This window comes from Micromonospora sp. CNZ295 (genome assembly GCF_004217535.1).
The window spans coordinates 379,411-395,028 of the sequence record NZ_SHKZ01000001.1 but is presented as its reverse complement, the minus strand read 5'-3'; the positions used below and the strand labels follow the sequence as shown (position 1 = coordinate 395,028).

Genomic DNA, 15,618 nt, shown 5'->3' with positions numbered 1-15,618 from the left:
GGCCAGATGGGAAGTAAGGCAACCGTGAAGGTCAAGCCGAGCGTCAAGCGGATCTGCAACAAGTGCCAGGTGATCCGCCGGCACGGCCGGGTCATCGTCATCTGCGCCGACCCGCGCCACAAGCAGCGCCAGGGCTGAACCGTTCCGGCCGGTCGCGACAACGCGGCCGGTCGACGACCGGTCCGGGCCGCAGATCCTGACACAACACATCACAGAGCTCGTCCCAGCCGCGGGAGTGCGCAGCGCGTACCTCATCGTGGTTGACCCCCGGTCGGAGGCCGGGGCCCGCTCGGGCAGCGACCGATCCCGGTCGCCGGCGCTGACGGCGCCGGAAGGACAGGGGCCGGTCGGTAGCGGGGTGGGACGGGTCCAGACCTCCGCCAGAACACCACGAGGAGTACGCCCGCACATGGCACGTCTAGCCGGCGTGGATCTCCCCCGCGACAAGCGGTTGGAGATCGCGCTCACCTACATCTTCGGCGTGGGTCGCACCCGCGCCCTGGAGACGCTCGCCGCCACCGGCATCTCGCCGGACAAGCGCGCCCGGGACCTCACGGACGAGGAGCTCGTGCAGCTCCGCGACCACATCGAGGCCAACTACAAGGTTGAAGGCGACCTGCGCCGCGAGGTCGCCGCGGACATCCGCCGCAAGGTCGAGATCGGCTGCTACGCGGGCATCCGGCACCGCCGGGGCCTGCCTGTGCGCGGTCAGCGGACGCGGACCAACGCCCGCACCCGCAAGGGCCCGAAGCGGACCGTCGCCGGCAAGAAGAAGCCCGGCAAGAAGTAATAGGAGCGCAGAAGACTTATGCCACCGAAGGCTCGTGCCGGAGCCGCCGTCAAGAAGGTCCGGCGCAAGGAACGCAAGAACGTCGCCCACGGCCAGGCGCACATCAAGAGCACCTTCAACAACACCATCGTGTCCATCACGGACCCGACCGGTGCGGTCATCTCCTGGGCCTCCGCCGGCCAGGTGGGCTTCAAGGGCTCGCGCAAGTCGACCCCGTTCGCCGCGCAGCTGGCCGCCGAGGCCGCCGCGCGCCGGGCGATGGAGCACGGCATGCGCAAGGTCGACGTGTTCGTCAAGGGCCCCGGCTCCGGCCGGGAGACCGCCATCCGTTCGCTGCAGGCCGTCGGCCTGGAGGTCGGTCAGATCTCCGACGTGACCCCGCAGCCGCACAACGGGTGCCGTCCGCCGAAGCGTCGCCGGGTCTGAGAGGTTAGAGAGAGATGGCTCGTTACACCGGTGCTGACTGCCGCCGTTGCCGGCGGGAGAAGATGAAGCTGTTCCTCAAGGGCAGCAAGTGCGATGGCCCGAAGTGCCCGTTCGAGTCCCGGCCGTTCCCGCCCGGGCAGCACGGCCGTGGCCGCACCAAGGAGACGGAGTACCTGCTCCAGCTCCGTGAGAAGCAGAAGGCCCGCCGCGTGTACGGCGTGCTGGAGAAGCAGTTCCGCGGTTACTACGAGGAGGCGAACGCCAAGCCGGGCAAGACCGGTGAGGTCCTCCTGCAGATCCTCGAGTCGCGGCTGGACAACGTGGTCTACCGGGCCGGCTACGCCAAGTCCCGGGACATGGCCCGTCAGCTGGTCAAGCACGGTCACTTCACGGTGAACGGCAAGAAGGTCGACATCCCGTCGTACCGGATCAAGGAGCACGACATCGTCGAGGTCCGGGGCAAGAGCAAGGAGCTCACCCCGTTCATCGTGGCGCAGGCCGAGTCGGGCTCCAAGAGCGTTCCGGCGTGGCTGGAGGCCATCCCGAGCCAGATGAAGATCCTGGTGCACTCGCTCCCGGCCCGACAGGTGATCGACACCCAGGTCCAGGAGCAGCTGATCGTCGAGCTCTACTCCAAGTAAGAGCTCGTTGCGGTGGTCCGCCCTGCGGGGCGGACCACCGGAACAGTTTGTGTCGTGGGCGTCATATGGCGGGCGCCCCGGAAGAGAAGAGAAGACATGCTCATCTCCCAGCGACCGACCCTCTCCGAGGAGTCGATCAACGAGACCCGGTCCCGGTTCACCATCGAGCCGCTGGAGCCGGGCTTCGGCTACACCCTGGGCAACTCGCTGCGCCGGACGCTGCTGTCGTCCATCCCCGGCGCGGCGGTGACCTCGATCAAGATCGACGGTGTGCTGCACGAGTTCACCACGATCCCCGGGGTCAAGGAGGACGTTGTCGAGCTCGTCATGAACGTCAAGGAGCTGTGCGTCAGCTCCGAGCACGACGAGCCGGTCAGCATGTACCTGCGGAAGCAGGGTCCCGGCGACGTGACCGCGGGCGACATCCAGCCCCCGGCCGGCGTCTCGGTGCACAACCCGGAGCTGAAGCTCGCCACCCTGAACGGCAAGGGCCGGCTCGACATGGAGCTGACCGTCGAGCGGGGTCGCGGCTACGTGACGGCGGCGCAGAACAAGCAGGCGGGTGCCGAGATCGGCCGGATCCCGGTCGACTCGATCTACTCGCCGGTGCTGAAGGTCACGTACCGCGTCGAGGCGACCCGTGTCGAGCAGCGGACCGACTTCGACCGGCTGATCATCGACGTCGAGACCAAGCCGTCGATGGGCCCGCGCACCGCGCTGGCCTCCGCCGGCTCGACGCTGGTCGAGCTCTTCGGCCTGGCCCGGGAGCTGGACGAGACCGCCGAGGGCATCGACATCGGGCCGTCCCCGCAGGACGCCCAGCTGGCGGCGGACCTGGCGCTGCCGATCGAGGAGCTGGACCTGACCGTCCGCTCCTACAACTGCCTCAAGCGCGAGGGCATCAACACCGTTGGTGAACTCATCGGGCGTACCGAGGCCGACCTCCTCGACATCCGTAACTTCGGCCAGAAGTCGATCGACGAGGTCAAGATGAAGCTCGCCGGGATGGGTCTGGGGCTGAAGGACTCGGCCCCGAACTTCGACCCGGCGCACGTCGTGGACGCCTTCGGCGAGGCCGACTACGACAGCGACGACTACCGCGAGACTGAGCAGCTGTAAGCGCGGCTGAGGATTAACGAGGAGCACCGAGAATGCCCACGCCCACCAAGGGTCCCCGCCTCGGCGGCAGCCCGGCGCACGAGCGGCTGATGCTGGCCAACCTGGCCATGTCGCTGTTCCAGCACGGCAAGATCCAGACCACCGAGACCAAGGCCCGGCGGCTGCGCCCGTTCGCGGAGCAGCTGATCACCAAGGCCAAGCGCGGTGACCTGGCCTCCCGGCGTCGGGTGCTCGCGGTCGTCAAGGACAAGGACGTGGTCTACACCCTGTTCGACCAGATCGCGCCCCGGTACGCCAACCGCAACGGTGGCTACACCCGGATCGTGAAGACCGGTCCGCGCAAGGGTGACGCCGCGCCGATGGCGATCATCGAGCTGGTCGAGGAGCTTGAGGCCGCGCAGCCGAAGGCCAACAAGAAGACGGCCGCCCGCAAGGCCGCCCAGCAGGACAAGGTCGAGGCGCTCGCCCCGGCCGAGGAGGCCCCGGCCTCGACCGGCAACGACCAGGACGCCGACGCGCCCGTGTCGCGGTCCGGCGACACCGGCCAGGCCCGCGAGGACAGCGACCTCGCGGTCGAGGAGAACAACGAGCAGAACAAGGCCTGATCGACGAGGCTTTGCCGGGCCCGGCATCCCGCATGGGGTGTCGGGCCCGCTGCGTGTGGAAGGAGGTACGGGATGGTGGAACGGACCCGGCTGCGGCTGGACGTCTCGTACGACGGCACCGACTTCTCCGGCTGGGCCGCGCAGCCGGACCGGCGTACGGTCGCCGGGGTCCTCGTGCAGGCCCTCGACCTCGTGCTCGGCGCCGGGACCGCGACCGGCCTGACCGTGGCCGGTCGGACCGACGCCGGCGTGCACGCCACCGGCCAGGTGTGCCATCTCGACCTGCCGACCGACGTCTGGCGACAGCACGAGGGCACGCTGCTGCGACGGCTGGCCCGGCTGCTCCCCACCGACGTGCGGGTACGGGCGATGACCGAGGTGCCGGCCGACTTCGACGCCCGCTTCTCGGCGACCTTCCGGCGGTACGGGTACCGGGTCACCGACGCACCGTGGGGCGCCGAGCCGCTGCGCCGGCACGACACCCTGGCCTGGCCGAAGCGGCTCGACCTGGCGGCGCTGAACGCGGCCGCGGCGGGACTGGTGGGGGAACACGACTTCGCCGCGTACTGCCGGCGCAAGGAGAACGCCACGACGTTGCGTGCGGTCACCCGGCTGGACTGGCGGCGCGACCCGGACGGGATCCTCGTCGCCACCGTGCAGGCGGACGCCTTCTGCCAGGCGATGGTCCGCAGCCTGGTCGGCGCCATGCTGGTCGTCGGTGACGGTCGGCGTCCGGCCGACTGGCCGGCCGGCCTGCTCACCCGTCGCGAGCGGGCCAGCGAGGTCACCGTGGCTCCGGCGCACGGCCTGACCCTGGTCGCCGTCGGCTACCCCGTGGACCCGGCTGAATACGCCGCCCGCGCCACCCTGACCCGCCGGCTGCGGGTGACCCCCGACGCTTGACCCCGTCGATCACGAAGTTGGCGGACGAGCTGGTCGGTCACCCGCCAACTTCATGATCAACCGGGGTGGCGTCAGTTCTGGGTGGCCTCGGTTTCCGGGCCCGCTTCGGTGGTGGGTTGGGCGGCCATTCCGCCGTCGGCCCGGCGCTCCAGCACGCCCTGGTTGAGGTGCAGTTCGATCATGTCGAAGAGGATCTCGCGGACGACCGTGTCGCCGGACCGGATCGACGTGCCGTCGGCACGCGCCACCAGGGCGTACGCCAGGTAGTGGCCGCGCACCTGCCAGCCGACGCGGGCCGGGGCGGTGGTGATCGCTTCGGCCTGCTCGCCGGCCGCCATGCCGCGGAACCGGCCCTGCCGCTCGTCGAGCATCTGCCGGATGCGGTCGCGGGCACGTTCGGCGCTCGCCCGGTCGGTCAGGTTGAACAGGCCGGCGGTGACCAGGTGATCGCCGTCCGCCGTGCGCAGCGTCGCCCGGACCACCTGGCTGCAGCCGAGCCGGACCAGAAGCTCGGCGACCTCGCCGGTGGCGGCCACGGCGCAGCTGCCACTGGACTGCGTCTTCAGGATCCGGTAGGCGGGTTCCCCGTCGCTGACCACGACCTGCTGGCCGGGGAAGACCTCCTTGGCGGTCAGCGGCGCCTGGTCGGTGTCCCGTGAGTCGAGGTCGCTCGGCTCGGGGCCGCTCGCGCCGCCCGGGTCATCGGCCGCCGGCTGCTCGGTCGGCGTGATCGTCGGCGTGAGGTCGCGCTCGCTGAGCAGGGCGGCCGCGCCGAGCCCGCAGAGGGCGAGCAGGACGAGCACCGCGGCCCCCCCGACCAGCACCTGCCACATGCGACCACCGGCCCGCGGGGGCGGTGGGGCGGCGGCAGCGGCCGGAGCGGCCGGGACCGCCGGCGGGGCTGGAGCGGCCGGGGCGGCCGGCGTTTCCGGAACGGCCACTGTCGCCGGAGGGGGGACCGGCTCGTACGCGGGTGGGGGCGCCGGCTCGTACCCGGGTGGGGGCGCCGGCGCGGGAGCGGGTGCGGGAGCCGGCTCGGGGGGCGGCGGCCGCCGGGTGGTCCGGGGCAGGGACGGGGTGGGGAAGCGGGACGGGGAGGGCCCCGCGGGAGGCGGCGAACCGGGGCCGAGCACCGACAGGTCGGACCCGGGCTCCGGGTACTCCATGTTTGCGTCCTTATCGGACTCGTACCGATAGACCATGCCGCCCAGAGTAGGATGCATTGCCCCTTTAGGGGGTAATAAAGGGAAATTGTAGTGACACGGGGTGTCGCGGTGCCCACCACATGCCGGTGGGACAATCAGCCGCGTGACCGGCGACCACTACTTCACCGCTGAACCCGCGACCGCCGTCCAGCCGCGCGAAATCGAGTTCTCCGTCGCCGGACGCGACTACACCCTGGCCTCCTCCGGCGGGGTCTTCTCCGCCGCGCGTCTCGACCCGGGCACCGCGGTGCTGCTGCGCAAGGCCGATCTGCCGGGGCCCGACCTCGCCGGTGACCTGCTCGATCTGGGCTGCGGCTTCGGGCCGATCGCCTGCGTGCTGGCCACCTCCGCACCGTCCGCCACCGTCTGGGCGGTCGACGTCAACGAGCGCGCCCGCGACCTCACGGCCGCCAACGCCGCCCGGGTCGGCGCGGCGGAGCGGGTGCGCGTCGCCGCGCCGGACGGCGTGCCGGCCGACGTGACCTTCACGCAGATCTGGTCGAACCCGCCGATCCGGATCGGCAAGGACGAACTGCACCAGCTGCTGCTGCGCTGGCTGCCCCGGCTCGCCCCGGGCGGGGTGGCCTGGCTGGTCGTCGCCCGGCACCTCGGTGGCGACTCGCTGCACCGCTGGCTGGTCGAGCGGGGCTGGCGGGTCGAGCGGCACGCCAGCCAGAAGGGCTACCGGGTGCTGCGGGTCACCCGGTAATCAGTTGGCTCCCACCGGCCGCGGCCGGCAGGATGCCGGCGTGGGATACGTGGACGTGGCGGCGGTCGGGCACATCCTGCCCGACGGCCGGGAGCTCTTCGCCGACGTGTCGTTCCGCGTCGGCGAGGGCGCCAAGGTCGCTCTCGTCGGGCCGAACGGTGCGGGCAAGACGACGCTGCTGCGCATGGTCGCCGGTGACCTGCCGGTCCAGCGCGGAGCGATCGCGCGTACCGGCGGGTTGGGTGTGATGCGCCAGTTCATCGGGATGATCGGCGACGAGTCGACCCTCGCCGACCTGGCCCTCGCGCTCGCGCCGCCGGCACTGCGCGACGCCGGCCGCCGGCTCGCCGCCACCGAGACGGCCATGCGGGAGGCCGAGGTGCGCGGCAAGTACAGCACCGCCGCCGGCAAGGCCCAGCTCGCGTACGCGGACGCGCTCGCCGCCTGGGGCGAGGTCGGCGGGTACGAGGCCGAGGTGCTCTTCGACACCGTCACCACGATCGTGCTCGACCTGCCGTGGGACGCCGCCCGCGACCGTCCGGTCCGCACGCTCTCCGGCGGGCAGCAGAAGCGGTTCGCCCTCGAGCTGCTGCTCCGCGGCCCGGACGAGGTGCTGCTGCTCGACGAACCGGACAACTTCCTCGACGTGCCGGGCAAGCGCTGGCTGGAGACCCGGCTGCGGGAATCCGGCAAGTCGGTCCTCTACGTCTCGCACGACCGGGAGCTGCTGGCACACACCGCCGACCGGGTGGTCGCCGTCGAGGGCGGCAGCGCCTGGGTGCACCCGGGCGGCTTCGCGAGCTGGCACGAGGCACGGATCGCGCGGCACGCCCGCCTCGACGAGCTGCGCAAGCGGTGGGACGAGGAACACCAGAAGCTGCGCGAACTGATGCTGATGTACAAGCAGAAGGCGGCGTACAACGACGGCATGGCCTCGCGCTACCAGGCCGCGCAGACCCGGTTGCGCAAGTTCGAGGAGGCCGGGCCGCCGCCCGTACCCCCGAAGGACCAGGACATCCGGATGCGCCTGACCGGCGGGCGGACCGGGAAGCGCGCGGTGATCTGCGAACAGCTGGAGCTCGACGGCCTGACCTACCCCTTCGACCTGGAGATCTGGTACGGCGACCGGGTGGCGGTGCTCGGCGCCAACGGGACCGGCAAGTCGCATTTCCTGCGCCTGCTCGCCCGTGGCGGCACCGACCCCGACCCGGCGAACGGGCCGGTGGACGGCGCGGGAGCCCTGGCACCGGTCGCGCACGACGGGGTGGCCCGGCTCGGCGCCCGGGTCCGGCCCGGCCACTTCTCGCAGACCCACGACCGGCCGGAGCTGATGGAGCGGACCCTGGTCGACATCCTCTGGCGCGGTGACGAACACCGGGCCGGCATGGACCGGCACGCGGCCATGGCGGCGCTGTCCCGGTACGAGCTGGCCGGCCAGGGCGACCAGCGCTTCGGCACGCTCTCCGGCGGGCAGCAGGCCCGCTTCCTGGTACTGCTGCTGGAGCTGTCCGGGGCGACCCTGCTGCTGCTCGACGAGCCGACCGACAACCTCGACCTGGCCTCGGCCGAGGCGCTGGAGGCGGGGCTGGCCGCGTTCGAGGGGACGGTGGTCGCGGTGACCCACGACCGCTGGTTCACCCGCTCGTTCGACCGGTTCCTGCTGTTCCGTGGCGACAACGAGGTGGTGGAGGTGCCCGAGCCGGTCTGGGACGTCGGGTGATCCCGGCCGGCATAGGGTGGATCACGTGACTGAGATGACGTACCGCCGGTTGGGCGACTCCGGCCTCGTGGTGTCCGTGGTCGGAGTCGGCTGCAACAACTTCGGCCGCAAGCTCGACCTCGACGGCACCCGGGCGGTGGTCGACGCCGCGCTCGACGCCGGCATCAACTTCTTCGACACCGCCGACATCTACGGCGAACCGCAGGGCAGCTCCGAGGAACTGCTCGGTCAGGCGTTGCAGGGCCGCCGGGACGACGTGGTGGTCGCCACCAAGTTCGGCATGGACATGCACGGGCTGAACGGGCCGGACCACGGCGCACGGGGCGCCCGCCGGTACATCATGCGGGCGGTGGAGGCGTCGCTGCGCCGGCTCGGCACCGACCACATCGACCTGTATCAGATGCACGAGCCGGACCCGGGCACCCCGATCGACGAGACGCTCGCTGCGCTGGACAGCCTCGTGACCTCGGGCAAGGTGCGCTACCTGGGCAACTCCAACTTCGCCGGCTGGCAGATCGCCGACGCCGACTGGACCGCCGTGTCCCAGGGGCGGCCCCGGTTCATCTCCGCGCAGAACCACTACTCGCTGCTGGAGCGCGGCGTCGAGGCCGAGGTGATCCCGGCGTGCGAGCGGTACGGGCTCGGCATGCTGCCGTTCTTCCCGCTGGCCAACGGGCTGCTCACCGGAAAGTACCGGCGCGGCGAGGCACCCCCGGCCGGGAGCCGTCTCGCCGGTGGCGGCCGGTACGCGGCACGATTCGCCGCCGCCGACTGGGACACGATCGAGGCGATCGAGGCGTACGCGGCCGAGCGGGGGCTCACGATGCTCCAGGTGGCCATCGGCGGGCTCGCCGCCCAGCCGGCGGTGACCTCGGTGATCGCCGGCGCCACCACGCCCGAGCAGGTACGCGCCAACGCCGAGGCGGGCACCTGGCAGCCGACCGACGAGGACCAGGCAGCCCTGCGCGCCGTCCTCGACCGGTAGGCCACACCGCCGCCCGACGCCGACACCCGCCCGCCGCCCGCCGCCCCCTGCGCCGGCCGCCTCCGGCGTAGGCCGCCCGACGGGTGGAACGCCAGGGATGTCTCGAGCGGGTTGAGAGCGACGGCGTCGCACCAGAGCCGGTGATCGGGCGTACGCAGGGCGTCCCGGTGCACGTACCCGTCGGGGAGCAGGCGTCGCCAGGTCGGACCGCGCAGCATCGCCCGGGTGAGTAGCCCGTCCGCGATGGCGGTGCTGCCGCGGAACGGGACGAACGAGAGCCGGCGCGGTACGCGGGGCGCGGAGGGCATCCAGACAGCATGGCGTGACGGGACGGTGACGCGCTGCCCCGGCCGTCGTCATCGGACAGTGACGGGGAAAACGAGGGCCCCCCTTGGCGGATCCGGCAATCCGTCGTACGGTGACACGCGCAAGTGACCCACGGGAGCCCGGTGGACCGGGCTGAGAGGGGGGCTGTGAGCCCCCGACCGTCGAACCTGATCCGGGTAATGCCGGCGCAGGGAGGAGTGTTGCCGTGCCGTCTCTCGGGCGACTGCATCTCATCACCGACACCCGTCCCGGGCGGGAACCGCTCGCCGTGGCTCGGGCCGCCCTGCCGGTGGCCCGCGCCGAGCTGGTCGTCCAGGTCCGGGTGACCGACGACGCGACCGACCGGGAGGCGTACGACCTGGCCCGGCGGATGGTCGCGCTCTGCGCCCGGTACGAGGCGACCTGCCTGGTGAACGACCGGTTGCACGTGGCCCTGGCGGTGGGTGCCGCCGGCGGGCACGTCGGCGCCGACGACCTGCCGGTCGGGGCGGCCCGCGCGGTCCTCGGTTCCGTGGCGGTGCTGGGCGCCACCGCGCGCGATCCGGGCACCGCCGCCGAGGCGGTTGCCGCGGGGGCCAGCTACCTGGGGGTGGGGCCGTACCGGCCCACCTCGACGAAGGACGGGCTGCCGGCGGCGATCGGCGCCGACGGCGTCCGGGCGGTGGCCCGGGCGGTGGACGTCCCGGTGATCGCCATCGGGGGCGTGACGGCGCAGGACGTGCCCGCCCTGCGGGCCGCCGGCGCGTACGGGGTGGCGGTGGTCGGCGCGCTCTCCGGGGTCGCCGACCCCGCCCGCGCCACCGCTGAGCTGCTCGGGGCGCTGACGTGCTGAGCGCCGGCGGTCCGGCCGGTGGCGCCACCCGTCCCGACGTGGCGGTGGTGGGGGCGGGGCCGATCGGGTTGGCCATCGCGTGGCGGTGCGCGGCACGCGGGCTGCGCGTCGTCGTCCACGATCCGGCTCCCGGGTCGGGCGCGTCGCACGTCGCCGCCGGGATGCTCGCGCCGGTCGCCGAGGCGTACTTCGGCGAGCACCAGCTGACCCGCCTGCTCACCGAGTCGGCCGCCCGCTGGCCCGCGTTCGCCGCGGAGCTGGCCCAGGCGTCCGGCGCCGACCTCGGGTACCGGACCGAGGGCACCCTCGTGGTCGGGCTCACCGCCGACGACCTGGCCGAGGCGCGCCGGCTGTGGGCGTACCAACAGGGGCTGGGCCTGCCGGTGACGCCGCTGCGCCCCTCCGAGCTACGCGACCGCGAACCGGCGCTGGCGCCGCGCGTGCGTGGCGGCGCGCTCGCGGCTACCGACCACCAGGTGGATCCGCGGCTGCTGGTGCCCGCGCTGCGGGCCGCCGCCGAGGGAGCCGGGGCCACACTGGTGGCCGCGCCGGTCGACCGGCTGTCCGACGTGGACGCGCGCGTCACCGTGGTCGCCGCCGGCTGCGGTGCCGCCGCGCTGACCGGGCTACCGGTCCGCCCGGTGAAGGGCCAGGTGCTCCGGCTCCGCGCGCCCGGCGCCGTCGCGCCGGGCTTCCGGCACGTCATCCGGGGGTACGCGGACGGCGAACACGTCTACCTCGTCCCCCGGGACAGCGGGGAGGTCGTCGTCGGGGCGACCGTCGAGGAGCGCGCCGACACCGCGGTGTCCGCCGGCGCCGTGCTGCGGTTGCTGCGGGCCGCCGTCGACCTGGTGCCCGAGCTGGCCGAGTACGACCTGGCGGAGACGCTCGCCGGCCGGCGCCCGGGCACCCCCGACAACGCGCCGATCCTCGGTCCGCTGCCCGGCCGCCCGGACGTGCTCGCCGCGACCGGGCACCACCGGCACGGGATCGTGCTCACCCCGGTCACCGCCGACCTGATCGCGGACCTGATCGTCACCGGGACGCCGGACCCGCTGCTCGCTCCCTTCGCACCGGACCGGTTCGCACTCGAGGAGGACAGCCATGGAACTGACCGTTAACGGTGCCGGGCGCAGCCTGGCCAGCGGCTCGACCGTCGCCGACCTGGTCCGCGCGGTCACCGGGCAGGAACGTGGCCTGGCGGTCGCGGTCAACGGCGAGGTGGTGCCGCGCGGCGGCTGGTCGGCGACCGTGCTGAGCGACGGCGACCGGGTCGAGGTGCTCAGCGCCGCACAGGGCGGGTGAGCCGGGTGACCTTCGAGCTGGCTGGCGTGGCGTTCCCCTCGCGGCTGGTCCTCGGCACCGGCGGGGCCGCCAACCTGCACGTCCTGGAGCAGGCGATCCGCGCGTCCGGCACCGGGCTGGTCACGCTCGCCCTGCGCCGCGTCGACACCACCCCGGGCGGCTCGGGTGGCCTGCTCGACCTGCTCGACCGCTGTGGCGTGCGGCTGCTGCCCAACACCGCCGGCTGCTACACCGCGAGCGAGGCGGTGAAGGTGGCCCACCTCGCGCGGGAGGCGTTCGACACCGACTGGGTGAAGCTGGAGGTGATCGGCGACGAGCGGACCCTGCTGCCCGACGGGGTCGAGCTGCTGCGAGCCGCCGAGGAGCTGGTCGCCGACGGGTTCACCGTGCTGCCGTACACGTCGGACGACCCGGTCCTGGCGCGGCGGCTCGCGGACGTCGGCTGCGCGGCCGTGATGCCGGCGGGCGCGCCGATCGGGTCCGGGCTGGGGATCTCCAACCCGCACCACATCCGGCTCATCCGGCAGAGCGTGGACGTGCCGGTGATCCTGGACGCCGGTATCGGCACCGCCTCCGACGCGGCGCTCGCCATGGAGCTGGGCTGCGACGCCGTGCTGCTGGCCAGCGCGGTGACCCGGGCCGCCGACCCGGTGGCGATGGCCACGGCGATGCGGTACGCGGTCGAGGCGGGCCGGCTCGCGTACGGGGCCGGCCGGATCCCGCGCCGCTTCCACGCCCTCGCGTCCACTCCGGACGACGGTCGGCCGGACCTGTGACCGGGCCAGGATCGGCCTTCCTCGTGGCGGATCGTCAAACCGGGTGGCCGCCGGTGGGGCCGCGGATCGCCAAGGTACCCACCGGCGTCGTCGTGCTGACCGACCGGCGGGTGGCGCGGCGTCCTCTGGTCGAGGTCGTCGCCGCATCGGTGGCCGGGGGAGTGCGGTGGGTGGTGCTGCGGGAGAAGGACCTGCCCCGCGCCGAACGCGCCGCGCTCGCCGCCGACCTGCGCGCGATCCTCGCCGACAGCGGCGGCACCCTGATCGTCGCCGGCCCCGACCCGCTGGGCGGTGCCGCCGTGCACCTGCCCGCCGCCGGCCCGTACCCGCCGCCGCGGCTCGACCTGGTCGGCCGCTCCTGCCATGACGAGGCCGAGCTGGCCCGCCTCACCACCGAGGACTACGCGACCCTCTCGCCCGTCCACCCCACCCCGACCAAACCCGGCTACGGCCCACCCCTGGGCACCGACGGCCTGGCGAACCTGCTCCAGCGGAGCCCGGTCCCGGTCCTGGCCCTCGGCGGCATCGAAACCCCAGCCCAGGTAGCTGCCTGCGTCGAGGCAGGAGCATCCGGCGTGGCAGTGCTCGGCGCGATCATGCGGTCAGCCGACCCGACCGAGGCGACCACGACGTTGGGCAGAGCCTTCGACCGTGCCACCCGATGCGCGGCAGCACACCTGAAGCCACCCATCATCCGCGAGTCACGAGCGGACCACCGCCAGCCCCCGACAGCAACCAAGAGGGACGCCAATTGACCCCGACAACAGTCCTCACCATCGCCGGATCCGACTCCGGCGCGGGAGCCGGCATCCAGGCCGACCTGAAGGTCTTCGCCGCGCTCGGGGCGTACGGCACCAGCGTCATCACGGCCGTCACCGCCCAGAACACCCGTGGCGTCGACACCGTCCTGCCGCTGCCCCCGCGTACGGTCACCGACCAGTTGGACAGCGTCCTGGCCGACTTCGCCGTCCGGGCGGTGAAGACCGGCATGCTCGGCACCCCGGCGGTCGCCGACGCCGTCGCCGACGCGGCGAAGGACGGCCGCCTGCCGCACCTCGTCGTCGATCCGGTGCTGGTCGCCACCAGCGGGCACGCGCTGGGCGTGGTCGCGGCGGTGGAGCGGCTGCTGCCGTACGCGAAGGTGGCGACGCCGAACTGCGCGGAGGCCGCGGCCATCACCGGAGCCCGGGTGAGCACGGTCGAGGAGATGATCGCCGCGGCGGAGGCCCTCGTGGCGGGCGGCCCGGAGCACGTGGTCGTCACCGGCGGCGACGTGGACGTGGCGGGCGAGGCGGTCGACGTGCTGCACGGCGGCGGCGTCACCACCCTGCTCCGCGCGCCCCGGGTGCCGACCCGGCACAACCACGGCACCGGATGTTCCTTCTCGGCGGCCGTCGCCGTCCGGCTCGCGCTGGGCGACCCGGTGCCGGCGGCCGTCGCCACCGCCAAGGAGTACGTCACCCGGGCGCTGACCGGCGCGCGGGACTGGAAGTTGGGCGCGGGCCGGGGGCCGCTCGACCACTTCGGCTGGTCCGCTTGATCGACAGGGAGGCTGTCATGCAGGCACGTCGCAAGGTCTACGTCGAGGGATCGCGGCCGGACATCCGGGTGCCGTTCGCCGAGGTCGACCTCACCGGCGACAACCCGCCGGTGCGGCTCTACGACACGTCCGGTCCCGGGTCCGACCCGGAGGTGGGGCTGCCGCCGCTGCGTGGACCGTGGATCGCTTCCCGGGGCGACGTGGCGCCCGTCCGCGGCGCCGGCACCCCGTTGGCGGGCGTGGACGAAAAGCGGCCGACGCAACTCGCGTACGCGCGGGCCGGCGTGGTCACGCCGGAGATGGAGTTCGTGGCGATCCGGGAGGGCATGGCACCCGAGTTCGTACGCGACGAGATCGCGGCCGGGCGGGCGGTGCTGCCGCTGAACGTCAACCACCCGGAGTGCGAGCCGGCGATCATCGGCAAGGCGTTCCTGGTGAAGGTCAACGCCAACATCGGCACGTCGGCGGTCACCTCGTCGGTCGCCGAGGAGGTGGAGAAGCTGACCTGGGCGACCCGCTGGGGCGCGGACACCGTGATGGACCTGTCGACCGGCAAGCGGATCCACGAGACCCGCGAGGCGATCGTGCGGAACTCGCCGGTGCCGATCGGCACGGTGCCGATCTACCAGGCGCTGGAGAAGGTCGGCGGCGACCCGGTGAAGCTGAGCTGGGAGGTGTTCCGGGAGACCGTCGTCGAGCAGGCCGAGCAGGGCGTCGACTACATGACCGTGCACGCCGGGGTGCTGCTGCCGTACGTGCCGCTCGCCGTCGACCGGGTGACCGGGATCGTCTCCCGGGGCGGCTCGATCATGGCCGCGTGGTGCCTGGCCCACCACGAGGAGAACTTCCTCTACACGAACTTCGAAGAGCTGTGCGCGATCCTCGCCCGGTACGACGTGACGTTCTCGCTCGGCGACGGGCTGCGGCCGGGCTCGATCGCGGACGCCAACGACGAGGCGCAGTTCGCCGAGCTCCGGACGCTCGGCGAGCTGACGAAGGTCGCCTGGGAACACGACGTCCAGGTGATGATCGAGGGCCCCGGCCACGTGCCGATGCACAAGATCAAGGAGAATGTGGACTGCCAGCAGGAGTGGTGCCACGAGGCCCCGTTCTACACGCTCGGTCCCTTGACGACGGACATCGCGCCCGCGTACGACCACATCACCTCGGCCATCGGCGCGGCGATGATCGGCATGTTCGGCACCGCGATGCTCTGCTACGTCACGCCGAAGGAGCACCTCGGGCTGCCGGACCGGGACGACGTCAAGGCCGGCGTGATCGCGTACAAGATCGCGGCGCACGCCGCCGACCTGGCCAAGGGGCACCCGGGCGCGCAGGCGTGGGACGACGCGCTCTCCAGGGCGCGGTTCGAGTTCCGGTGGGAGGACCAGTTCAACCTCTCGCTGGACCCGGAGACCGCACGGTCGTACCACGACGCGACGCTGCCCGCCGAGCCGGCGAAGACCGCGCACTTCTGCTCGATGTGCGGGCCGAAGTTCTGCTCCATGAAGATCACCCAGGAGCTCAAGGAGTACGCCGCCCGCGGCATGCGGGACAAGTCGGAGGAGTTCCTGGCGTCCGGCAGCCGCGTCTACCTCCCCCTGACCTGACCGCCCGGCCGGACAGCGTGCCGCCGAGGCCGGACGGGCCCGTTGATCATGAAGTTATTCGCGGTGTCCTCGGCGTGTCGCGCCGCTGACTTCATGATCAACGCAGGTGGCTGGGTGAAGTCCTG

Annotated in this window: 18 protein-coding genes and 1 riboswitch; of the genes, 17 read left to right on the top strand and 1 reads right to left on the bottom strand. The window is 72.8% G+C overall.

Annotated features, from left to right (window positions below; translation table 11 throughout):
- The first annotated feature begins 24 nt into the window (after nucleotides 1-24).
- From rpmJ to truA, 7 genes are all read left to right on the top strand, one after another.
- Nucleotides 25-138 (top strand): 50S ribosomal protein L36, encoded by a 114-nt coding sequence (gene rpmJ / locus EV376_RS01795; protein WP_089005225.1) that lies wholly within the window; start codon nucleotides 25-27, stop codon nucleotides 136-138.
- A gap of 271 nt (nucleotides 139-409) precedes the next feature.
- Entirely contained in the window at nucleotides 410-790 is a 381-nt protein-coding gene (rpsM, locus tag EV376_RS01790) for a 30S ribosomal protein S13 (RefSeq protein WP_130320421.1), read from the top strand.
- An 18-nt stretch (nucleotides 791-808) separates the two neighbouring features.
- Entirely contained in the window at nucleotides 809-1,216 is a 408-nt protein-coding gene (gene rpsK / locus EV376_RS01785) for a 30S ribosomal protein S11 (protein WP_007073011.1), read from the top strand.
- Between the two features lie 14 nt (nucleotides 1,217-1,230).
- Nucleotides 1,231-1,857 (top strand): 30S ribosomal protein S4, encoded by a 627-nt coding sequence (gene rpsD / locus EV376_RS01780; protein ID WP_130320420.1) that lies wholly within the window; start codon nucleotides 1,231-1,233, stop codon nucleotides 1,855-1,857.
- A 96-nt stretch (nucleotides 1,858-1,953) separates the two neighbouring features.
- Complete coding sequence (locus tag EV376_RS01775; RefSeq protein WP_130320419.1) at nucleotides 1,954-2,976, top strand: DNA-directed RNA polymerase subunit alpha; 1,023 nt, start codon at nucleotides 1,954-1,956, stop codon at nucleotides 2,974-2,976.
- A 32-nt stretch (nucleotides 2,977-3,008) separates the two neighbouring features.
- On the top strand, nucleotides 3,009-3,581 hold the full coding sequence (gene rplQ, locus EV376_RS01770; RefSeq protein ID WP_130320418.1) for a 50S ribosomal protein L17: 573 nt from the start codon (nucleotides 3,009-3,011) through the stop codon (nucleotides 3,579-3,581).
- 72 nt (nucleotides 3,582-3,653) lie between these two features.
- Nucleotides 3,654-4,484 (top strand): tRNA pseudouridine(38-40) synthase TruA, encoded by an 831-nt coding sequence (gene truA, locus EV376_RS01765; RefSeq protein WP_130320417.1) that lies wholly within the window; start codon nucleotides 3,654-3,656, stop codon nucleotides 4,482-4,484.
- Nucleotides 4,485-4,555: 71 nt separating this feature from the next.
- Here the strand turns inward: truA and EV376_RS01760 are convergent, their stop codons facing one another.
- Nucleotides 4,556-5,317 carry a hypothetical protein gene (locus EV376_RS01760; RefSeq protein ID WP_486482491.1) on the bottom strand — a complete coding sequence of 254 codons (762 nt, stop codon included), beginning with the start codon at nucleotides 5,315-5,317 and terminating at the stop codon, nucleotides 4,556-4,558.
- 475 nt (nucleotides 5,318-5,792) lie between these two features.
- Between EV376_RS01760 and EV376_RS01755 the strand changes: the two genes are divergently transcribed.
- The 10 genes from EV376_RS01755 (at nucleotide 5,793) to thiC (ending at nucleotide 15,493) form a co-directional block, all read left to right on the top strand.
- The gene (locus EV376_RS01755; protein WP_130320416.1) at nucleotides 5,793-6,398 is read left to right on the top strand and encodes a methyltransferase; all 606 of its coding nucleotides are present in this window, start codon (nucleotides 5,793-5,795) and stop codon (nucleotides 6,396-6,398) included.
- A gap of 40 nt (nucleotides 6,399-6,438) precedes the next feature.
- Nucleotides 6,439-8,118 (top strand): ATP-binding cassette domain-containing protein, encoded by a 1,680-nt coding sequence (locus EV376_RS01750; protein WP_130320415.1) that lies wholly within the window; start codon nucleotides 6,439-6,441, stop codon nucleotides 8,116-8,118.
- A 16-nt stretch (nucleotides 8,119-8,134) separates the two neighbouring features.
- Nucleotides 8,135-9,103, top strand: a complete 969-nt coding sequence (locus tag EV376_RS01745) for an aldo/keto reductase (RefSeq protein ID WP_207228001.1) — start codon at nucleotides 8,135-8,137, stop codon at nucleotides 9,101-9,103.
- A gap of 429 nt (nucleotides 9,104-9,532) precedes the next feature.
- Nucleotides 9,533-9,641, top strand: a riboswitch (TPP riboswitch).
- Nucleotides 9,636-10,262 (top strand): thiamine phosphate synthase, encoded by a 627-nt coding sequence (locus EV376_RS01735; RefSeq protein WP_130320414.1) that lies wholly within the window; start codon nucleotides 9,636-9,638, stop codon nucleotides 10,260-10,262. It overlaps the preceding riboswitch by 6 nt.
- A complete protein-coding gene (gene thiO / locus EV376_RS01730) occupies nucleotides 10,256-11,383 on the top strand; it encodes a glycine oxidase ThiO (protein ID WP_130320413.1) in 1,128 nt (375 codons plus the stop codon). Before EV376_RS01735 ends, thiO begins: the two co-directional genes overlap by 7 nt.
- Nucleotides 11,367-11,567 (top strand): sulfur carrier protein ThiS, encoded by a 201-nt coding sequence (gene thiS / locus EV376_RS01725; RefSeq protein ID WP_130320412.1) that lies wholly within the window; start codon nucleotides 11,367-11,369, stop codon nucleotides 11,565-11,567. Before thiO ends, thiS begins: the two co-directional genes overlap by 17 nt.
- Nucleotides 11,564-12,343 (top strand): thiazole synthase, encoded by a 780-nt coding sequence (locus EV376_RS01720; RefSeq protein ID WP_130320411.1) that lies wholly within the window; start codon nucleotides 11,564-11,566, stop codon nucleotides 12,341-12,343. Before thiS ends, EV376_RS01720 begins: the two co-directional genes overlap by 4 nt.
- 53 nt (nucleotides 12,344-12,396) lie before the next feature.
- Nucleotides 12,397-13,098: a thiamine phosphate synthase gene (locus EV376_RS01715; RefSeq protein ID WP_486482490.1), complete on the top strand. Its 702-nt coding sequence runs from the start codon at nucleotides 12,397-12,399 to the stop codon at nucleotides 13,096-13,098.
- The gene (gene thiD / locus EV376_RS01710; RefSeq protein WP_130320410.1) at nucleotides 13,095-13,883 is read left to right on the top strand and encodes a bifunctional hydroxymethylpyrimidine kinase/phosphomethylpyrimidine kinase; all 789 of its coding nucleotides are present in this window, start codon (nucleotides 13,095-13,097) and stop codon (nucleotides 13,881-13,883) included. The genes EV376_RS01715 and thiD overlap by 4 nt, the downstream gene beginning before the upstream one ends.
- Before the next feature lie 17 nt (nucleotides 13,884-13,900).
- Entirely contained in the window at nucleotides 13,901-15,493 is a 1,593-nt protein-coding gene (thiC, locus tag EV376_RS01705) for a phosphomethylpyrimidine synthase ThiC (RefSeq protein WP_130320409.1), read from the top strand.
- Nucleotides 15,494-15,618 lie beyond the last annotated feature (125 nt).

Coding starts and splice junctions, on each gene's coding strand:
- rpsM (WP_130320421.1), top strand. CDS start 410: ATGGCACGTCTAGCCGGCGTGGATCTCCCCCGCGACAAGCGGTTGGAG.
- rpsK (WP_007073011.1), top strand. CDS start 809: ATGCCACCGAAGGCTCGTGCCGGAGCCGCCGTCAAGAAGGTCCGGCGC.
- rpsD (WP_130320420.1), top strand. CDS start 1,231: ATGGCTCGTTACACCGGTGCTGACTGCCGCCGTTGCCGGCGGGAGAAG.
- EV376_RS01775 (WP_130320419.1), top strand. CDS start 1,954: ATGCTCATCTCCCAGCGACCGACCCTCTCCGAGGAGTCGATCAACGAG.
- rplQ (WP_130320418.1), top strand. CDS start 3,009: ATGCCCACGCCCACCAAGGGTCCCCGCCTCGGCGGCAGCCCGGCGCAC.
- truA (WP_130320417.1), top strand. CDS start 3,654: ATGGTGGAACGGACCCGGCTGCGGCTGGACGTCTCGTACGACGGCACC.
- EV376_RS01760 (WP_486482491.1), bottom strand. CDS start 5,317: ATGTGGCAGGTGCTGGTCGGGGGGGCCGCGGTGCTCGTCCTGCTCGCC.
- thiS (WP_130320412.1), top strand. CDS start 11,367: ATGGAACTGACCGTTAACGGTGCCGGGCGCAGCCTGGCCAGCGGCTCG.
- thiC (WP_130320409.1), top strand. CDS start 13,901: ATGCAGGCACGTCGCAAGGTCTACGTCGAGGGATCGCGGCCGGACATC.